This window comes from Chitinophaga sp. W3I9 (assembly GCF_050434025.1).
GTDB lineage: Bacteria > Bacteroidota > Bacteroidia > Chitinophagales > Chitinophagaceae > Chitinophaga.
This window is the reverse complement of the sequence record NZ_JBNPWC010000001.1, coordinates 3,038,521-3,055,942: the sequence shown is the minus strand read 5'-3', so window position 1 is coordinate 3,055,942 and position 17,422 is coordinate 3,038,521. Positions and strand designations below refer to the sequence as shown.

General features: G+C 48.6%; 14 protein-coding genes. 7 read left to right on the top strand and 7 right to left on the bottom strand.

Annotated elements, in window-relative coordinates:
- Nucleotides 1-2: 2 nt before the first annotated feature.
- Both QFZ51_RS12740 and QFZ51_RS12735 read right to left on the bottom strand, forming a co-directional pair.
- Nucleotides 3-569, bottom strand: coding sequence for an RNA polymerase sigma factor (locus QFZ51_RS12740; protein ID WP_429046308.1), 567 nt, complete (start codon nt 567-569; stop codon nt 3-5).
- Between the two features lie 111 nt (nt 570-680).
- The gene (locus QFZ51_RS12735; protein WP_429046307.1) at nt 681-2,669 is read right to left on the bottom strand and encodes an FAD-dependent oxidoreductase; all 1,989 of its coding nucleotides are present in this window, start codon (nt 2,667-2,669) and stop codon (nt 681-683) included.
- Between the two features lie 163 nt (nt 2,670-2,832).
- On the opposite strand from QFZ51_RS12735, the gene folD reads away from it, so the two are divergent.
- Both folD and QFZ51_RS12725 read left to right on the top strand, forming a co-directional pair.
- A complete protein-coding gene (gene folD / locus QFZ51_RS12730) occupies nt 2,833-3,693 on the top strand; it encodes a bifunctional methylenetetrahydrofolate dehydrogenase/methenyltetrahydrofolate cyclohydrolase FolD (RefSeq protein ID WP_429046305.1) in 861 nt (286 codons plus the stop codon).
- A 148-nt stretch (nt 3,694-3,841) separates the two neighbouring features.
- Nucleotides 3,842-4,345: a DinB family protein gene (locus QFZ51_RS12725; protein WP_429046304.1), complete on the top strand. Its 504-nt coding sequence runs from the start codon at nt 3,842-3,844 to the stop codon at nt 4,343-4,345.
- A gap of 6 nt (nt 4,346-4,351) precedes the next feature.
- On the opposite strand, the gene QFZ51_RS12720 is transcribed toward QFZ51_RS12725, so the two are convergent.
- The 3 genes from QFZ51_RS12720 to QFZ51_RS12710 form a co-directional block, all read right to left on the bottom strand.
- Nucleotides 4,352-4,945, bottom strand: a complete 594-nt coding sequence (locus QFZ51_RS12720) for a porin family protein (protein WP_429046302.1) — start codon at nt 4,943-4,945, stop codon at nt 4,352-4,354.
- A 125-nt stretch (nt 4,946-5,070) separates the two neighbouring features.
- Complete coding sequence (locus QFZ51_RS12715; RefSeq protein WP_429046301.1) at nt 5,071-6,180, bottom strand: Gfo/Idh/MocA family protein; 1,110 nt, start codon at nt 6,178-6,180, stop codon at nt 5,071-5,073.
- Nucleotides 6,181-6,294: 114 nt separating this feature from the next.
- Nucleotides 6,295-6,825, bottom strand: coding sequence for an OmpA family protein (locus QFZ51_RS12710; protein WP_429046299.1), 531 nt, complete (start codon nt 6,823-6,825; stop codon nt 6,295-6,297).
- A 169-nt stretch (nt 6,826-6,994) separates the two neighbouring features.
- Between QFZ51_RS12710 and QFZ51_RS12705 the strand changes: the two genes are divergently transcribed.
- Complete coding sequence (locus QFZ51_RS12705; RefSeq protein WP_429046297.1) at nt 6,995-8,320, top strand: GntP family permease; 1,326 nt, start codon at nt 6,995-6,997, stop codon at nt 8,318-8,320.
- Nucleotides 8,321-8,334: 14 nt separating this feature from the next.
- Here QFZ51_RS12705 and QFZ51_RS12700 read toward each other — a convergent pair whose 3' ends face one another.
- Together QFZ51_RS12700 and QFZ51_RS12695 are read right to left on the bottom strand one after the other, a co-directional pair.
- Nucleotides 8,335-8,517 carry a hypothetical protein gene (locus QFZ51_RS12700; RefSeq protein WP_370911653.1) on the bottom strand — a complete coding sequence of 61 codons (183 nt, stop codon included), beginning with the start codon at nt 8,515-8,517 and terminating at the stop codon, nt 8,335-8,337.
- A gap of 600 nt (nt 8,518-9,117) precedes the next feature.
- Nucleotides 9,118-10,344, bottom strand: coding sequence for a trans-sulfuration enzyme family protein (locus tag QFZ51_RS12695; protein WP_429046296.1), 1,227 nt, complete (start codon nt 10,342-10,344; stop codon nt 9,118-9,120).
- A gap of 125 nt (nt 10,345-10,469) precedes the next feature.
- Between QFZ51_RS12695 and QFZ51_RS12690 the strand changes: the two genes are divergently transcribed.
- The 4 genes from QFZ51_RS12690 (at nt 10,470) to QFZ51_RS12675 (ending at nt 17,417) form a co-directional block, all read left to right on the top strand.
- Nucleotides 10,470-11,060 carry an RNA polymerase sigma factor gene (locus tag QFZ51_RS12690; protein ID WP_429046295.1) on the top strand — a complete coding sequence of 197 codons (591 nt, stop codon included), beginning with the start codon at nt 10,470-10,472 and terminating at the stop codon, nt 11,058-11,060.
- Nucleotides 11,061-11,127: 67 nt separating this feature from the next.
- Nucleotides 11,128-12,285 (top strand): FecR family protein, encoded by a 1,158-nt coding sequence (locus QFZ51_RS12685; protein WP_429046293.1) that lies wholly within the window; start codon nt 11,128-11,130, stop codon nt 12,283-12,285.
- A 288-nt stretch (nt 12,286-12,573) separates the two neighbouring features.
- On the top strand, nt 12,574-15,816 hold the full coding sequence (locus QFZ51_RS12680; RefSeq protein ID WP_429046292.1) for a TonB-dependent receptor: 3,243 nt from the start codon (nt 12,574-12,576) through the stop codon (nt 15,814-15,816).
- A 17-nt stretch (nt 15,817-15,833) separates the two neighbouring features.
- A complete protein-coding gene (locus QFZ51_RS12675; protein ID WP_429046291.1) occupies nt 15,834-17,417 on the top strand; it encodes a RagB/SusD family nutrient uptake outer membrane protein in 1,584 nt (527 codons plus the stop codon).
- Nucleotides 17,418-17,422 lie beyond the last annotated feature (5 nt).

Sequence of the window (17,422 nt, the reverse complement as noted above, 5' to 3'; positions counted from 1 at the left end):
GCTCATGTAACATGCTCCGCTCTCCCACCCATATACTTCCGGATGGCGGCAATGGACCGTGCAATATAATTTTTGGAAGTGACCCTGGAAATATTCATCTGCCGGGCTATTTCATCGTGCGACAATCCCTGGAAGCGGCTCAGGCGGAAGGCCAGTTGCATTTGCGCCGGCAGCTGGTTGATGGCAGCATGCAACTGGCCTTCAAAATCCTTCAGTTCCAGTTTATCCTGGGCAGACGGCTGGTCCGATGCCATGTACACATGGTGTCCTTCTTCCTGCACCGTGGGCAATACCCTTTTCCTGAACTCATCCAGGATCAGGTTTTTTGCCATCGTATACAGGAAGGCATCGAAACGCTGTACTGCCAGCAGGCGTTCCCGGTTCATCCATATTTTTATAAAAATTTCCTGTGTCAGGTCTTCTGCCACGGCAGGCGACTTAACAAATTGCAGGGTGTTGGCATACATCTTCCCCCAGTACCGGTCAAATAACCGCTGGAAGGCGGGCTGATCCCCCGCTGCCACACGCAGCAACAGCTCTTTTTCATTATGTGGACTATCTTTCGGCAAGGAAGGTCATGGAATTTATTACAAAATAATCATTTCGCGGAACTACCTGTAATTATAAAGACGATAAAAAATGTAAACCGAATCCTTCCTGTTCTATTTTTTCCAAAATAATTATCTCGGGATAAATAATACTGCATCCGCAGCTATTATCCCGTCCGTTTTGTGGTTGTCTATTTCCACATAGGCGCCGGTTCCGGCTTTCAGCTGGTAACTACCCAGGCTCACCCATTCGCCACTGGTTTGTCCCTCTACTTTTATACTTGCCGCTGCAATTTCCACTTCCTTTACCGTACGGCCATCGTATACCTTTACCCGTGCATTTCCATCCAATCCGGGTAGGCGCGGCACATAGGTAAATACCTCATATTTACCCGTTTTCCCGATAGCCGGTGAAAAACGTACCGATTTGCGCACAGCTCCCTTGCTGTCGTCTGTGAGCATGGAAGGGCCATAGCAGCCATGGATCACCTTTTTCCATTCGCCGGTAATGGTTACGTGTTGCTCGTCATTGTCGTCCACCAGTATTTCCGCCGGGCTGTTATCCACCAGCGGGTTGGTACGCAGCATGGTTTGGATCTTTTTTACGTCTGCGTCCTGTATGGAGCTGCGCTGATCGATGGCTACCGCCGCTGCGGTGGCAGCAGATTGCCCCAGTACCATAAATACCGGTTCCATGCGGATGGAGCCATAGGCGATGTGCGACGCTGATAAACAAACCGGCACCAGTACATTTTTCGCGTCCTCCGGTTTAGGTGTGATGGACCTGTAAGAAACCGGGTAAGGGCCAAGACCGCCAATCTGTACATCTCCCTCATTTTTTACCATACCATTTACTACGATACGCTGGCAGTTATGGGAATCCATATTGTAGGCCGCCATACCAACGGCATCCGTTACTTTTTCCCGGCCTTCACAATTGGCCTGTGTCATCACATATCCGCCGATCATGCGCCTGGCCTCGCGTATATACAGCTGGGGCGACCAATGGCCGTTATCCGTATACTCATCTTTCGGGTACCCCCATTGTAACATTTGTTCCCGGAGATGGGAAGCGATCCGTTCATCGTGTCCTATAAAATATAACAGTCCTTTGGTATAAAGCTCATGATCGCGGATGATCTTTTTCCGGGTAGCCGGATCGGCCTCCGGGTAGTTATAGTTCATCCCGATCATATCCGTGGAAAAAGCGCCGTAATTATTGATATCCGTTTTCCCGTTGGGCATGAGATCTATCTTGAGGTTGGGCTTCAGGGCTTCAGGTTTGGTAGCATTCAGGAGGCGTATCAGCAGCTCATAACGCGACGGATCATAATCTTCCGGTTTGGTGATCGGAATACGGTTTTCCGGGCGGTTGCTCAGGCAGATCCTGAAATTATAGGCCTGTACCTTTTTGTCGCCCTCGCCATGGGCGGCCAGCGAATCGGGACTAATGCCCCACAGCAGGCCGCTTTCGGGTTTGCCGGGGATCTTGTACGGATCAATGCCGTCGGGGAACTGGTGTTTGTCGAGGAGCTGAACGCCGTTGTAGGTTTCGTGGTATTGTGCATTGGATTCCCGGCCAACGGTATAAGAGATGCCGGCTTTGGCCATCAGATCGCCTTCATAGGAGCAATCGATGAACATTTTGGCTTTAACCACCTGTTCCGCGAGTCCGTTCACGGTTATTTCCGTAACATACCCGTTTTTCTTTACTGCGTTGCTGATGGTGTATCCGTACAGCACTTCCACTTTGGCGGCATCGATATACTGCTGGAAAGTAGCTTCCGCCACATGGGGTTCAAAGATCCACTGTTCCAGTTTTCCGTAGTGGTTGCCGATCCGGCGGTAGAAGTCGCGCGATAACCCGGTGATAGCATACTTATTACCGATGTCGGTATATCCCAAACCGCCGGAGGTAAGGCCGCCCAGGTGTTTGTCCGGTGATACGAGCAGTACTGTTTTATGCAACTGCTTTGCCGTATAAGCAGCTATTACACCTGCAGAGGTGCCGCCATATACGCAAATGTCCACCTCCCTGGGAGGCGCTGTAAACCCGGAACTGTTAAGCGGAAGGAGATACCCTGTAGCTACAAGGAGGATAGAAAAGAGTTTTATTTTCATACGTGAATCAATAACAGCCCTTTAAAAGACCGTTATGTTTATAAAGACGGAAAAAAAGGTAACAGGAATGTGTCTTACGAAAAAAAATTATGTCGCAGGTGGTTAGTATCTTTGCTGTCTTCTACATACATCTGGCTCAACACACGGAAATAAACACCAAAATATGACAGCAACAACAATACTACTCGACGGAAAAGCTTTATCCAAACAAATGGAAGCAGAATTAAAGATCAGGGTGCAGCGCATCATTGAAAAAACGGGCGTGGTGCCTGTTCTGGCTACCATCCTGGTGGGCGATGATCCTTCTTCGGAAGTATATGTGAAAATGAAAGGGAATGCGTGTGAGCGGGTGGGCATGACCTCTGTAAAAGTACACCTGCCTAAAGAAACCACTACCAAGGAATTGCTGGATACCATCAAAAAGCTGAATAACGACGACCAGATCTGCGGTATCCTGTTGCAACACCCGGTTCCGTCACAGATCGATGAGCGGGCGTGTTTCGATAAAATACATATTGATAAAGATGTAGATGGGGTTACCTGCCTGGGCTTTGGCCGTATGTCGATGAACGAACCCGCTTATGGCAGTGCCACCCCTGCGGGAATTATGGAGTTGCTGAAGCATTACCAGGTACCTGTTGCCGGTAAGCATGCAGTAGTAGTGGGCCGGAGTCCTATCCTCGGCAAACCGGTAGCTATGATGCTGCTGAATGAAAATGCCACGGTAACTATTTGTCATTCGCGGACCAATAATTTACGGGAGCTTATCCAACAGGCAGACATTATAGTAGGCGCAGTGGGCAAACCTGAATTTATAAAAGCGGAATGGATAAAAGATGATGCCGTTGTAATAGATGCCGGTTATCACAAAGGCGGCATCGGCGATATAGAACTTGGGCCATTAGCAAACCGGGTGGCCGCCTACACACCGGTACCGGGTGGCGTTGGACCTATGACTATCGCAAAACTGATTGCCCAAACAGTGGAATCTGCTGAAAGAAAACTGGGATCTTCCAGGAAATAATATTTAAGTTCCAAAAAATATAATGCAGGGAACAGCTGCAGGTAGTGAAATAACTGCAGCTGTTATTGTCCTTTTTTGCCCGCCTGATTGTCGTTTTCACACCCGTTATATACCGATATATCCACCTAAGTTTGTGAAAAAGAAAATCATGAGACAAGAACTGCTCCGCGAAGTAACCAACACCGGCGATATCCTGCAACAACTGCTTACGTCCTTTGATGACGAACAACTGAACAAGGTACCTTTTGAAGGCAGCTGGACAGCCGCGCAGGTGGCATCGCATATTTGCAAAGCCGGCGACTGTGGCATCTTGTATGGCGAGGCGGTACCTACCGACCGTCAACCGGATGAAAAAATACCCGCCGTAAAATCACTGTTCCTGAACTTCGATATTAAAATGAAGTCGCCAGACATGATTGTACCGGAAGAAGGTTATATGCCGAAAGAAGCTGTACTGGAAGATATCGCTGCCGCCTGGCATAAATTAACCACTGCCGCCAATACCGTTAACCTTACAGAAGAATGCACCGACTTTGAAGTGCCTGGCTTCGGACCTTTTACCCGGCTGGAGTGGATACAGTTCATCAATATTCATACGCAAAGACATATACACCAGTTACAACGTATATACGATACCGTAGTAAAGGCGTAAGGCTGTTTACTTAATATTCACGCCAATGCCGATTTGTACCTGGCGTGTTTTCCACTGGTAGCGGTCATCAATGTCGTTTACATTCATAAGGCCGAGTACATAGCGTGCGTATACGTGCAGTATGTCGAAGTTCAATGTGGCGCCGGCAGCCACTCCCAGATCACTGCGTTTAAAAGCATTACGGTTGTAGTTAAGGAGGTTTTCATTGGCATAAAACAGGTAGCTGTATTGCGGTCCGGCGTTGATAGTAATTAACTTATTCACGTTGTAACGCAATAACAGGGGCAGGGTAATATAGCTGAGTTTAATGCTTTTATTGGCGTTGTCGTTGCCGGCAGAAATATATTTTGCACCGAAATCATCGTCACGTTTGGGTCCCACCTGCGAGAACAGGAGTTCCGGTTGCAGCCCCCATTTTTTTGTAAAATCATATTCGGCATATACGCCTAATCTTCCGCCCAGTGTATAATTTGATTTAATGCCTGCCCCATCCAGTTTAAACATGTTCAGGTCTGCCTTGATGCCGTAATGCAGTCCTTGTGCGCTGGCCGTGGCAGCAAGGCAAACCAGCAACAATACTGACAGTAATCGTTTTTTCATAGCTGATGATTTTAGCATAAAGAAACGAATTGATCAGATGCGAATTGCTGCGCCCGGACCACTAATAGATGATCCTGCTGTTTTTCACTATCACGCGGGATATTTCCTCGGCAGATCGTTTGGGGTTATGACAGTTTAAGGTCTACTTTCTGTCCGGTTTTAACGGCGTGATAGATGGCGTCAATAATTTTCAGGTCTTTCAGGGCCTCTTCTCCATCCACAGCTACCACCGGTTGTTTTCCTTCCAGGATGATCCCTGCCATTTCTTCCATTTGCACGGTTTGATGGGTAACGTGTGGCTGGGTAAGTTCTCCTTTATTGGTGCGCCCGCGGATGGGGCCGTAGCCGGTGGAAGGCTGCATCTCTGCAAATCCTTTTTCGCCGGTGAGGTAAAAGCGGTCGAGGTAGTTCATGTTGTAAGTAGACAGGCACGACGCCACGGCGCCACTGGGGAAGCCCAGCTGGAACTGGATGGTTTCGTCCACGCCTTCTTTAAATTTCACCGGGTCGGTTTTGGTTTCCTGGGCTGTTACCCATATAGGGTCTTCGCCAGTCATATAGCGGGAGCCGTTGATAGCATAGATGCCTATATCCATTAAGGAACCGCCGCCGGCCAGATCTTTATTAAGGCGCCACTGCGTGGGGTCGCCAATACGGAAACCGCATTGCCCCTGGAAGAACATGATTTTTCCGAAGTCGCCGTTTTTACGCATGCGGATAACTTCCAGTGTTTTGGCTTCAAAATGCATGCGGTATCCCACCAGCAGCTTTACGTTTGCTTTTTTACAGGCGGCGATCATTTCCTGGCCCTGTTTGGCATTCAGCGCCATTGGCTTTTCGCAGATCACATGTTTACCTGCTGCGGCCAGGCGGATGGCCTGGTCGTGATGCAGGGCATTGGGGGTGGTGATATATACCGCATCAATGTCTTTGTTATCTTTTATGCGGTCGAAGTTTTCGTAATTATAACAGTTCTTGTCAGGTATGGAAAACCGGCTCTGCCAGTCTTTTATTTTAGCGGGGGTGCCGCTGACCACGCCTACCAGTTTTGCCTTTACGCATGCCTGCATGGCTTCTGCCACCCGGTTGCCATAGCTGCCCAATCCCATAATGGCTACACGTAATACCGGGCCATCATAGTGTTGGAGATCTTTTGCCCAGCCGGCAAGCGGCATCAGGGGCAGTACCATAGCGGAGGCGGCAATTTTCTGTATAAAATCACGACGAGTATTCATGACGGGAGATTTGGGTTTCATTGATTCCTTAATAATACAAAATTTATCCAGGAAATCATATCAAAAAAAAAGCCGCTCCGTTGCCCGGAGCGGCTGACTATCTTTATAAAAAAATCAATTCTTTACATCATACAAAATTACAAACTCCACTCTCCTGTTTCTTGCCTTTCCGGCTTCTGTATCGTTGGTGGCAACAGGATCGCGGTCAGACAATCCCCAGGTGAACATACGGTCGTTGCTCACTTCAAAACTATTGAGTAATTGTTTGGCGCCTGTTGCACGGCGTTCAGACAAATCACGGTTGTATTCCGCCGCGCCGGTATTATCCGTATGACCGGTGATCAGGATCTTTGTTTTATTGTATTTGTTTAGTACTTCTGCAAAATGTTTGAAGGTAGGCTTTACGCTTTCGTTCACCTGGTCGGAAGACGATGAAAACAGTACGTTGTTGGGGAAGATCACTTTCAGGCTGTCTTTGATGATACTTACTTCCGCATCATTCAACGTGTTTTTCAGCTCTTCATACTGCTTGTTCATATAGGCATGCTGGCTGCTGCTTTTCCGGGAAGATGCACACGAAGCCATTAAAACAATGGTCATTATTGCCAGCAGGCAATAACGTGAGGTCAATAACATTCTTTTCATATCCGCTGTATTAAGGTGCAAAGGTAGGTAAAATAGCCATTATCAAGCTGTTGCATAAATAATCTGTAATATTTGCAAAAACATATATGCGTTAATGTTATAACCTGCTGGTGCTGCCACGGTAACACCTATACGGGGTATTGCGTAATTCTTTTTATCTTGGAGAGATATGAATACCATTCCTTTGATACAAAGCATGCTGGGATTGCTGGCGGGCATTGCGCTCATTGTATTGCTCACCGCGCGCTTCCGGGTGCATGCTTTTTTTGCATTGCTGCTGGCCAGTGTTCTCACCGGCGTGATTTTACAGTTGCCCGTAACGGATATCCTTGGCAGTATTAAAAGCGGCATGGGTAATATTATTGGCTCACTGGGATTGCTCATTGTGCTCGGCACTACGTTGGGTTTGATCCTGGAACATACCGGCAGCACTACTGTGCTGGCCAACTATGTGTTACGCCGCACCGGCACCGGCCGCTCTGCGCTGGCGATGAATATCATCGGCTACCTGGTGGGCATGCCTATTTTCTGCGACTCGGGATTTATAGTATTAAGCGGATTAAATAAAGCGCTGGCCAAACGTTCGGGAATTCCGATGATTGTGATGGCATCTTCACTGGCCACCGGCCTGTATGCCGTTCATTGCCTGATGCCGCCGCACCCCGGTATCACTGCCGCCACCGGCACTATACAGGCGGAAACGGGCAGGGTAATGCTGTTTGGATTACTCATTGCCATCCCGGTATCGGCGGCAGGTTATTTATGGTCGGTATTCGCCGGCCGGCGGATAGCCGTTGGCGTTAGTAATGAAGAAGACATTGCTACCGAAACGCCCCGTGGTCCTTCTGTGCTCATGTCTGTGCTGCCTATCGCTGTTCCGGTACTGCTCATTGCCGTCCGTTCCCTGAGCGGCCTGGAATTAACACATCCTTCCCCGGCACTAAAGGCGATCTCTATTCTTGGTATTCCTGAAGTGGCGATCAGCGCAGGTATCCTGCTGGCGTTATCCCAACTGAAAAATAATATGGGCGCTATCCTGCAGGAAGGCGCTGAAAAAGCAGCAGGCATACTGGTGATTATTGGCGGTGGCGGCGCCTTTGGCGCCATCCTCGCAAAAGCAGATATTGGCAGCCATATTGCGCAGAACCAATCCATCGCTGCGCTGGGATTATTTCTTCCGTTCCTCATCACTGCGCTCCTGAAAACCGCGCAGGGGTCGTCTACCGTAGCCGTGATTGCCGCAGCCGCCATTGTGCAACCGCTGCTGCCGGTAATGGGGTTGGATTCCGCTAATGGCCGCATCTTTTGTGTGCTGGCAATGGGTGCAGGGTCCATGATGATTTCACACACCAATGACGCTTACTTCTGGGTGATCTCTAAATTTTCAGGACTGGAAATAAAAGATATGCTGCGGGTGTATAGCACGGGTACGGTGGTAATGGGGCTGGTGTCTGTGGGGTTGGTGTATTTGTTGTCGCTGGTGCTGGCGGTGTAGATGACAAAAAACTCCTAATGGGATAGCTTTTTACTATCCTTTTGTTTGCTCGCAGGCTTGCCTGATACTACCCGTTTCTTCTTTCCTGTTGCCTTATAATGAGAAATTACTTCACTGATCAATTTCTTATCATTTTCTGTAACAGGCTTAGGATCCACAACAAAATTAATACCCTTCGGTTCCTTAATGTATCCCATGTTATTTATTGTTAAAATATTTAATAACCAGCTTTAAAGCTCCGTCTGGAAGGATAATCATTTTATGATTACCAATATGCACTGCACCCAACGTTTTTTCGTAATGCGAAATGAGTTTTGTTTTGGATGTGAAGGATATAAATCCTTCATATCCACGGTCTATAGATAATTGACAGGAAAAAGCAAATAGGTTACCCGGAACTCCTTCGTATAACTTTGCACTTCCTAAATTAAAAGGCGCACTTTCAATAAGACGGAGATAAAAAATGATCGGTATAATCGCTCAAAACTTGCTAATCTCTGCAATATGTGACTATTTCCTTCGATAGTAAGTTTATAAACTTTCTATCGGTCAGTTTAAACTCTTTTTCCAATCAAATTTCCATCCATTTTTCAATGATATCCCTTTTTAAGTCCTCCTTTGCAAGCGGATTCACAACAGTCTCAAAATTGGCTCCGGAAATAGTATTTAAGATACTGTTGGTCAGTTTATCGACTTCGATCCCTATGTAATATTTTGATTGTCGGGACATTCACAAATTTACAAAAAAAGGCTCCAACCTCTGTCTCCCCTCGCTATAAATTTTAATAAAAACGTTATTACCCTTCCAATGCCTGCTTCAGATCCGCCACAATATCCCCTACACTTTCCAGCCCCACACTGATACGGATCAAACCATCAGAAATCCCCGCTTTCCCGCGATCTTCTTTTTTCATTCCTGAATGCGTCATAGACGCCGGGTGAGATACCAATGTATCCACGGCGCCCAGTGATACGGCGCGCAAACACATCTGCAGCCGGTCAATGAAACGTACGGCGGCGTCAAATCCATCTTTCAGTTCAAAGCTCATCACCGCACCGGGATGACGCATTTGTTTGGCCGACAACACATAATCCGGATGCGAAGGAAGCCCGTTGTAATTGACCTGCGCTACGGCAGGATGCGCGTGGAGAAATTCCGCTACCGTTTGCGCATTGCTGCAATGTTGCTTCATGCGCAATTCCAGTGTTTTGATGCCCTGGATCAGTAAAAAAGTATCGAACGGATTGGCGCAGCCACCGAGCAATTTCGCTGTTTTATTGACTTTCGTTTGCATCAGGGGAATATCTTTTCCGATGAGCACACCGCCAATAGCGGTACCATGACCGTTCAGGAATTTGGTGGTGGAATGAAAAACAAAGTCGGCCCCATACCGGAATGGCTGCTGAAGATAAGGCGTAGCAAAGGTATTATCCACACTTACTTTTACGCCGTGCGTGCCGGCTATTTTGCAGATGGCTGCAATATCCACACAGCGCATGGATGGATTGGCGGGCGATTCAATATGGATCATTTTTATAGACGGGTCCTGTTGCAGCAGGGCAGCTATGGCGGCTGTGTCATGCAGATCGGCAATGAGCGCTTTTACACCGAATTGCGGGAGGAAGTCGAATAAGAACTCGTGTGTGCCGCCATAGAGCGAGTAATGCGTGAGTATGGTATTTCCTGCTACTACATTTGACAGGAACATGCTGGCCATAGCGGATTGTCCGCTGGCGTGCAGCAATGCTTTCAATTGCAGGGGCTCACCATCTGCCGTAGTAACGCCAAAAGCTTCCAGGGCGGCGATCAGCTTTTCTGCTACTGTTACAGTGGGATTGCCAAACCGGGAATAAATATAGCCGGGGGCGGTACCTTTAAAACGGTCCATGCCCTGCTGTGCATTATCGAATGTAAAGGTAGCGGTAGCGAAAACCGGTACCAGGTGGGCATGTTCGGCCATATCGGATTGGGCTGCATGGATAGCCGCTGAGGCCATTTCTGTAAAACGCGGATGTTGACTCATGCTGTAAATTTATGATTTCCGGGGAAGAAAATAGGTAGGCAGCAAAGAAAGCGCTTGCAGGAAACCCCTAAATAGTATAATATTGACCATAGCTTATCATTTTGCCACAAAATCCGGATCACGCTGTGAGTTTATCTGAGGACAGGATACTTTTTTCGAGAATTGCAGGTGGAGATGAAGCCGCTTTCCGTTTATTATACCACCGCTATAATGCAGTACTAGCGGGGTCTGTAAAGAAGTTGCTCAGGTCCGGCATGGCATCGGAGGAAGTATTACAGGAAGTATTCCTTAAAGTTTGGATGGTGCGTCATACCCTGGAAAGCATCGAAAATCCGGGTGGGTGGATGTATACCCTGGCGGCCAACTACTCCCTTTCCGCGCTTAGAAAACATGCCCGTGAAAAGCACCGGCAGGATGATATCGCCGATGATATGCCGGATAATGCAGATGTACCTGCAGATATTTATGCAAAAGAATTACAGGTACTGATCCGGCATGCTATAGAAAAATTACCTGCCTCCCGCAGGGAAGTCTTTATGATGAATACCCAGGAAGGCAAATCGCGCAAAGAAATAGCCGATGCCCTGGACATCTCTGAAAATACGGTCAAAAACCAGCTGGTAACAGCCCGCAGATTCATCCGGGAATACCTGGAAAAACATACCGGCACACGACTTCCTATCCTGTTGATTATACTCCTGTCGAAGTTTTTTTAATTTTTTTTAAGACGCATAGTACAGTAACAATATTTCAGCGTCTATCAGCAAAAGAAGGGTTTGTACCGTGGAAGCAAAAGAGTACTACAGGTTTTTATTGGAGCGTTACTACAACGGTTCTGCCACTGCGGCGGAAGAGGAAGAATTGTTTGCCGCACTTCGTACCGGCACGGATGAAGAGGAGTGGACTGTCATGATCAGTGAACTGCATGCGGCGGCCCCCGCCGATCCGGCATATAATCCCGTTTTGTATGAACAACAGGTGAACAGTATCCTGCAACAAGACTCACCTGTAAGAAGCAGGCGCCCGGTAATCATGCGTTATGCTGCGGCAGCCGCTGTTGCTTTACTGGTAGTCGCCGCCGGCTACTTTACCTGGCAGCGGACATCCCGTAAAAGCACCGTTCCCATAGTTGCCACCGCCGATGTAAAACCCGGCAAAAACGGCGCAGTGCTCACGCTGGCCGACGGCAGCGAAGTAGTACTGGACAGCCTGGGCAACGGCACCGTAACCACACAACAGGGCACACGCGTAATACTCAGCAACGGCCAGCTCTCCTATGATGCCGCCGGCACCGGCGAAGTAAGTCAGAATACCATGACCACGCCCCGTGGCCGCAAATTCAGGCTGCGCCTTCCCGATGGCACCAACGTATGGCTCAACGCCGCCAGCGCTATCAGCTACCCCACCGCCTTTACCGGCAACACCCGCAGCGTAACCCTTACGGGGGAAGCCTACTTTGAAGTAACCGCGAATAAAGATCAACCCTTCATTGTACAACTCAATAACGAAACCAGCGTCCGGGTGCTGGGCACTCATTTCAATATCCATGCATACCCCGACGAAAATAATATCAGCACTACCCTCCTGGAAGGCGCTGTGAGGGTACATGTGCAGCAGCAAACGAGTTTACTGAAGCCCGGTCAGCAACTGGAGATCAATAAAAAATCCGGCGCTACCGCCCTCAATAACCAGGCAGATACCCTCGCCATCATTGCCTGGAAAAATGATATCCTGAATTTCCAGGATAAAAAGCTCACCACCGTTATCAGTATGATTGCGCGCTGGTACGACATTGAAGTAGTATATGAAACGACTCCTCCCGATATCACTTTTGTAGGGGAAATTGGTAGTGATGTAAATCTTTCAAGTGTACTGAACTTCCTGAAGGAATCAGGCGTACACTTCCGCCTCGAAAACAGGACTTTAATTATAGGAAAATAAATAAGCTAATCATCAAAACAGAAACAGTTATAGGAAAACAGTGAACAAAATTTCAGCGATCAGCCAATGAAGTTAGCGTAATAAAAAACCGGAGGTGATTCGACCCACCCCCGGCAACAAGATTACAGCTATGCAAAACAATTGAGTAATTCCGTACATCTATCTATTTACAAGCCTAATCATTACAAAGCTATGCAAAAAAATGCTCTTTGTAACCGGTTCCCCTATGCGCCAAAATCAGGAAAAGCGCATACCCGGAGCTGGTTTCCAACCAAAATGCTGTTAGTTATGAAACTGACGTTTTTATTACTTACCGTCGTTTTTCTGAATGTAAGCGCTACCGGATATGCGCAGCTGATCACCTGGTCAGGGAAAAATGTGCGCGTGGAAAAAATATTTTCCGTGATCCGCGTCCAGTCGGGCTACACCGTAGTGGCCAGCAAAGACGTGCTGGACAAAGCCAACCCGGTAACCATGAAGGTGGAAAATGTATCCATCCGGGAATTCCTCGACCTCATGCTGAAAGATCAGCCACTGAAATACGTGATTGAAAATAAATCCATTTTCATTTCACCCAAATCTGCCGGTGGCTATGAAAACAATACCAGCGCGGCTCCGGCCACAGATGTGAAAGGTAAAGTAACCGACGAAGCGGGCAATCCCTTACCCGGTGTATCGGTAAGGGTAAAAGGCGCCACGCAGGGCGTAAGCACCGGCGCCGATGGCAGTTATTCCCTTCATATCACTACAGAGGGACCGCTGGTGCTGCAATTCTCCTACCTCGGTATGATCCCGCAGGAAATAAGCGTAACCGGCAGCGGCATTTTTAATATTGTGCTGAAAGCTTCTGTAGAACAACAAAACGAAGTAGTGGTGGTGGGATACGGTACGCAAAAAAGAAGTGATGTCACCGGTTCGGTATCCTCCGTGCCAAAGGAACGGTTGAAAAACCTGCCCGTCACCAATGTATTGCAATCCATCCAGGGGACCACTCCCGGCGTGAACATTATCAGTAACAGCAGCAAGCCAGGAAGCTCGCCTGCTTTTTACCTGCGCGGGCTTAAGTCCATCAACGCCAGCAATGCACCGCTCATTGTATTGGATGGCATTCCTTTCAGCGGCAGTTACAACGACATCAATCCCAATGATGTGGAGTCTGTTGATATTCTGAAAGATGTATCTGCCTCTGCCATCTACGGCGCCAGGGGCGCTAACGGCGTCATCATGATCACTACCAAGAAAGGTAAAACGGGCAAGCCGGTGATTTCCTACAACGGCTACGCCGGACCGGAATACCAGAGCAATACCGTAAAACAAATGAACGGGGAAGAATACCGCACCAAAAATCACTGGTACAATATCCAGGCAGGCCGCCCCGATGCGCCGGATCTGCCTTACCTCACAGAACAAACGAATTATGCCAACGGCGCACCGGAAACAGACTGGCTCAAAGAAATCGCCCAACAGGGTTATATCCACAGCCATGAACTAAGCATTTCCGGTGGTACCGATCATGTGAAATACTATATCTCCGGTACTTACCTGAAAGAACAGGGGAACCTGAAAGGCTTCCAGTACAACCGTTCCAGCATCCGGGCCAACCTCGATGCCAATGTAACCTCCTGGCTGAAAACAGGCGTAAACCTGTTCCTTGTAAATAATAACCAGGACGGTGGCAAAGTAACCATGTTTGAAGCCAACGCCCTCAGTCCATATGGCTCATTATACAATGCAGCCGGCGACTATGAAGTATATCCCATTGCGCCGCAAACACTGTATCTGAATCCGCTGATCAACCTGTACAACCCGGGAATAAACCGCGGCAAAAACATGACTGCCAGCGGTTATGCAGAAGTAGCCCCCACCTTTCTGAAAGGACTAAAATACCGGGTTAATGCATCTTATGCATTCCGGCCTTCCCGCACGGGCGACTACACCGGCCGGAAAATGGGTGATCTGAAAGGAACTGCCAGCGTAGACAATACGGAAAGTAAACAATGGATCGTGGAAAACCTGCTCTCCTATGCCATCACACGGAATAAGCATGCACTGGACTTTGCCGCACTTTATAGCGCGCAGCAGGATGAACAGTTCTTTTCACAACTGGATGCCAATACCTTTATCAATGATAACCTGGACTTCAATAACATGAAGGCTGCACAGGTACAGCAAACTACCACCGGCTACAGCGCCAGTACGCTGTTGTCGCAGATGTTCCGCGCCAACTACAACTACGATAGCCGCTACCTGCTCACCGCCACCATCCGCCGCGATGGCTACTCGGGGTTTGGCGCCAGTAATAAATACGCGGTATTCCCTTCCGTGGCTGCAGGATGGAATATCCACAACGAAAAGTTCATGGCGGCAGCACCGGTGATCTCCCAGCTGAAGTTACGGGCGTCCTATGGCAAATCGGGCAACCAGGCGATAGGCGCCTACCGTACGCTGTCGAGGCTCAGCACCGTCAACTATATTTATGACGGCGTTACTTCCATTGGCGTGATCCCGGATACACTGGGCAACAGCCGCCTGAAATGGGAAACCACCGCGGGATTAAACGTAGGTATCGATTTTGCCCTCTGGAACAATCGCCTCAGCGGCAGTATCGAGGGATACAGCACCCGCACCTCCGACCTGTTGCTCAGCAGGAAAATTCCGTCCATCAATGGTTATACTTCCGTATACGATAACATCGGGGAAACCGCCAATAAAGGGCTGGAAGTGATGCTGAACAGCCGCAATATCCAGTCGGGCGACTTTAGCTGGAATACCGGTTTTAATATCTCTTTTAATAAAAATAAAGTGGTAGCCCTTTATGGCGATAATAAAGATGATATTGGGAACAACCTGTTCATCGGTAAACCCATGCTGGGCATTTACGATTACACCATGACCGGTATCTGGCAGGAAGGAGAAGATGCCAAAATAGACCCGGGCGCCAAACCAGGGTATATCAAATTTGCTGACCTAGATAACAGTGGAAAGATTGATGCGGCAGACCGCTCCTATCTTGGTACACAATTACCAAAATATATTGCAGGACTTACCAACACCTTTACCTACAAAAATTTCATCCTGAATATTTTCATCCAGGATGTGCATGGCTCCCTTCGTGCCAACAACATCCTCGATAACAGGGACCAGGCAGGGATTATTAACCTGCCCGCAGAAATTCCCTACTGGACCTCTGAAAACAAGATCAATACCAACCCGGCGTTGTTTTACACCAATCCGAAAGGGTATAAATATGCGCAGGATGCGTCCTTTATCCGTATAAAAGACGTAACGCTCAGCTACAATTTCGATAAGAGCACTTTGCAGCGGTATAAGATTTCCAACCTCACGGTATATGTCAGCGGAAGAAATCTTGGCACGTTTACCAAATGGCAGGGCTATGATCCGGAAACCTCGCCATCTTCCGTTACGTCCAACCCTACCCGTTTGAACAACGGACAGGGCGCAGGGCAGCAGAGCTCGGACTTCTATCCGTTGAATACCACGGTGATCATGGGTGTAAATATCAGTTTATAATTTTAAAGAGATAAACAATGAAACACGCTAAATATATATACAGATTTGTGCTGGCGGGGATGTCGCTGCTAACCGTATCTTCCTGCAGCAAAAGCTTTCTTGACGAGGAGCTGAAATCCAGTTATGCACCGGATAACACGCTGGTGGACCAGCTGGGCTTTGAAGCCGCCAGCACCGGTATGCTGAGCATTATGCGTAACGATTACGGCAACACGCAGGGCTTACTTGCCACCTTTTACGTGGGCACTGATATGGCTATTACCGGTCAGCCCAACACCGTGCAGGCGCCGTATGAAAATTACCAGAACCTCAATTCACAAACCGGCTCCCTGAGCTCGATCTGGAACTGGGGATATAAGCTGATCAACAGCGCCAACGTGATCATTGCGGCATCGGATAACCCTTCCGCACAGCTCACCGATGAACAAAGGAAATTTTACAAGGCAGAAGCCAGTTTTTTCCGTGCTTATGCTTACAACCATCTTTCTATACTTTTTGGAGATGTGCCACTGATCGTTGCCCCTGTAACCGTGCCACGCACGGATTACACGCGGGCAAAAGAAGCTGATGTGATCAACCAGATCATCGCGGATCTTACTTTTGCAGAAGCCAACCTGCCAGACCCTGCGCATGTGATCAAACAGGGCAGGATCAATAAATTTGCGGCAGCTCAATTACTTACAGAAGCGTTGCTGCGCGCCAACAAACCCGCGGATGCAGAAGCTGCTGCCAAAAGGATCATCGACAGTAAATTCTTTACGCTCATCACCGCACGCTACGGCGCCAAAGCATTGCAACCCGGCGATCCGTTTGCCGACATGTTCACCTATGGCAACATGCGCCGCAGCCAGGGCAATACAGAAGCCATCTGGGTAATAGAGCAGAACTACAATGTAACCGGCGGCGGATCCGACTTTGATCAGCGCCGGCGCGAGTGGGGGCCTTTCTATGTAAACGTAGCCGGCATGAAGATCTGTGATTCGCTGGGAGGCCGCGGTATCGGCAGGATCAGGCCTACCAACTGGTGGACTTATGAACTGTATGATAAAGACGATATGCGTAATTCCCCGTACAACATCCGTCGCAACTACTATTACAACGATCCGGCTTCCCCGAAATATGGTCAGCCGGTAATTGTGAGCGGGTTTGATACCATACAGAATATCTATGCCCATACCACCAAGTGGTATGAGTTCCAGCCGCAGGATCTGCAGGGAGCACAGTCGTACAAAGACCGCATCCAGATGCGCCTCGGGGAAACCTACCTCCTGCTCGCAGAAGCACAGCTGCAACAGGGCCGCCCCGGCGATGCCGCCGCCAGCATCAACGTAATCCGCAACCGCGCCCACGCCAAAGAAGTACTGGCCGGCGAAGTAAACCTCGACTACCTCCTCGATGAAAGAGCCCGCGAACTCACCGCAGAAGAACTCCGCAGGCTTACCCTGGTAAGAACAAAGAAACTGGTGGAACGCGTGAAGAAATACAACCCTAAAGTAGCGCCTACCATCAGCGACTATAACATTCACCTGCCCATCCCGCAATCTGAAATTGATGTGAACAAAGACGCCGTGCTGACACAGAACACAGGCTATACGAAATAATCCGG

Bases quoted from the DNA above. Each gene is read 5' to 3' on its own strand.
- QFZ51_RS12700 (WP_370911653.1), bottom strand. From the start codon at position 8,517: ATGGGATACATTAAGGAACCGAAGGGTATTAATTTTGTTGTGGATCCT.
- QFZ51_RS12715 (WP_429046301.1), bottom strand. From the start codon at position 6,180: ATGAATACTCGTCGTGATTTTATACAGAAAATTGCCGCCTCCGCTATG.
- QFZ51_RS12705 (WP_429046297.1), top strand. From the start codon at position 6,995: ATGAATACCATTCCTTTGATACAAAGCATGCTGGGATTGCTGGCGGGC.
- QFZ51_RS12680 (WP_429046292.1), top strand. From the start codon at position 12,574: ATGAAACTGACGTTTTTATTACTTACCGTCGTTTTTCTGAATGTAAGC.
- QFZ51_RS12735 (WP_429046307.1), bottom strand. From the start codon at position 2,669: ATGAAAATAAAACTCTTTTCTATCCTCCTTGTAGCTACAGGGTATCTC.
- QFZ51_RS12695 (WP_429046296.1), bottom strand. From the start codon at position 10,344: ATGAGTCAACATCCGCGTTTTACAGAAATGGCCTCAGCGGCTATCCAT.
- QFZ51_RS12725 (WP_429046304.1), top strand. From the start codon at position 3,842: ATGAGACAAGAACTGCTCCGCGAAGTAACCAACACCGGCGATATCCTG.
- QFZ51_RS12710 (WP_429046299.1), bottom strand. From the start codon at position 6,825: ATGAAAAGAATGTTATTGACCTCACGTTATTGCCTGCTGGCAATAATG.
- QFZ51_RS12675 (WP_429046291.1), top strand. From the start codon at position 15,834: ATGAAACACGCTAAATATATATACAGATTTGTGCTGGCGGGGATGTCG.
- folD (WP_429046305.1), top strand. From the start codon at position 2,833: ATGACAGCAACAACAATACTACTCGACGGAAAAGCTTTATCCAAACAA.
- QFZ51_RS12720 (WP_429046302.1), bottom strand. From the start codon at position 4,945: ATGAAAAAACGATTACTGTCAGTATTGTTGCTGGTTTGCCTTGCTGCC.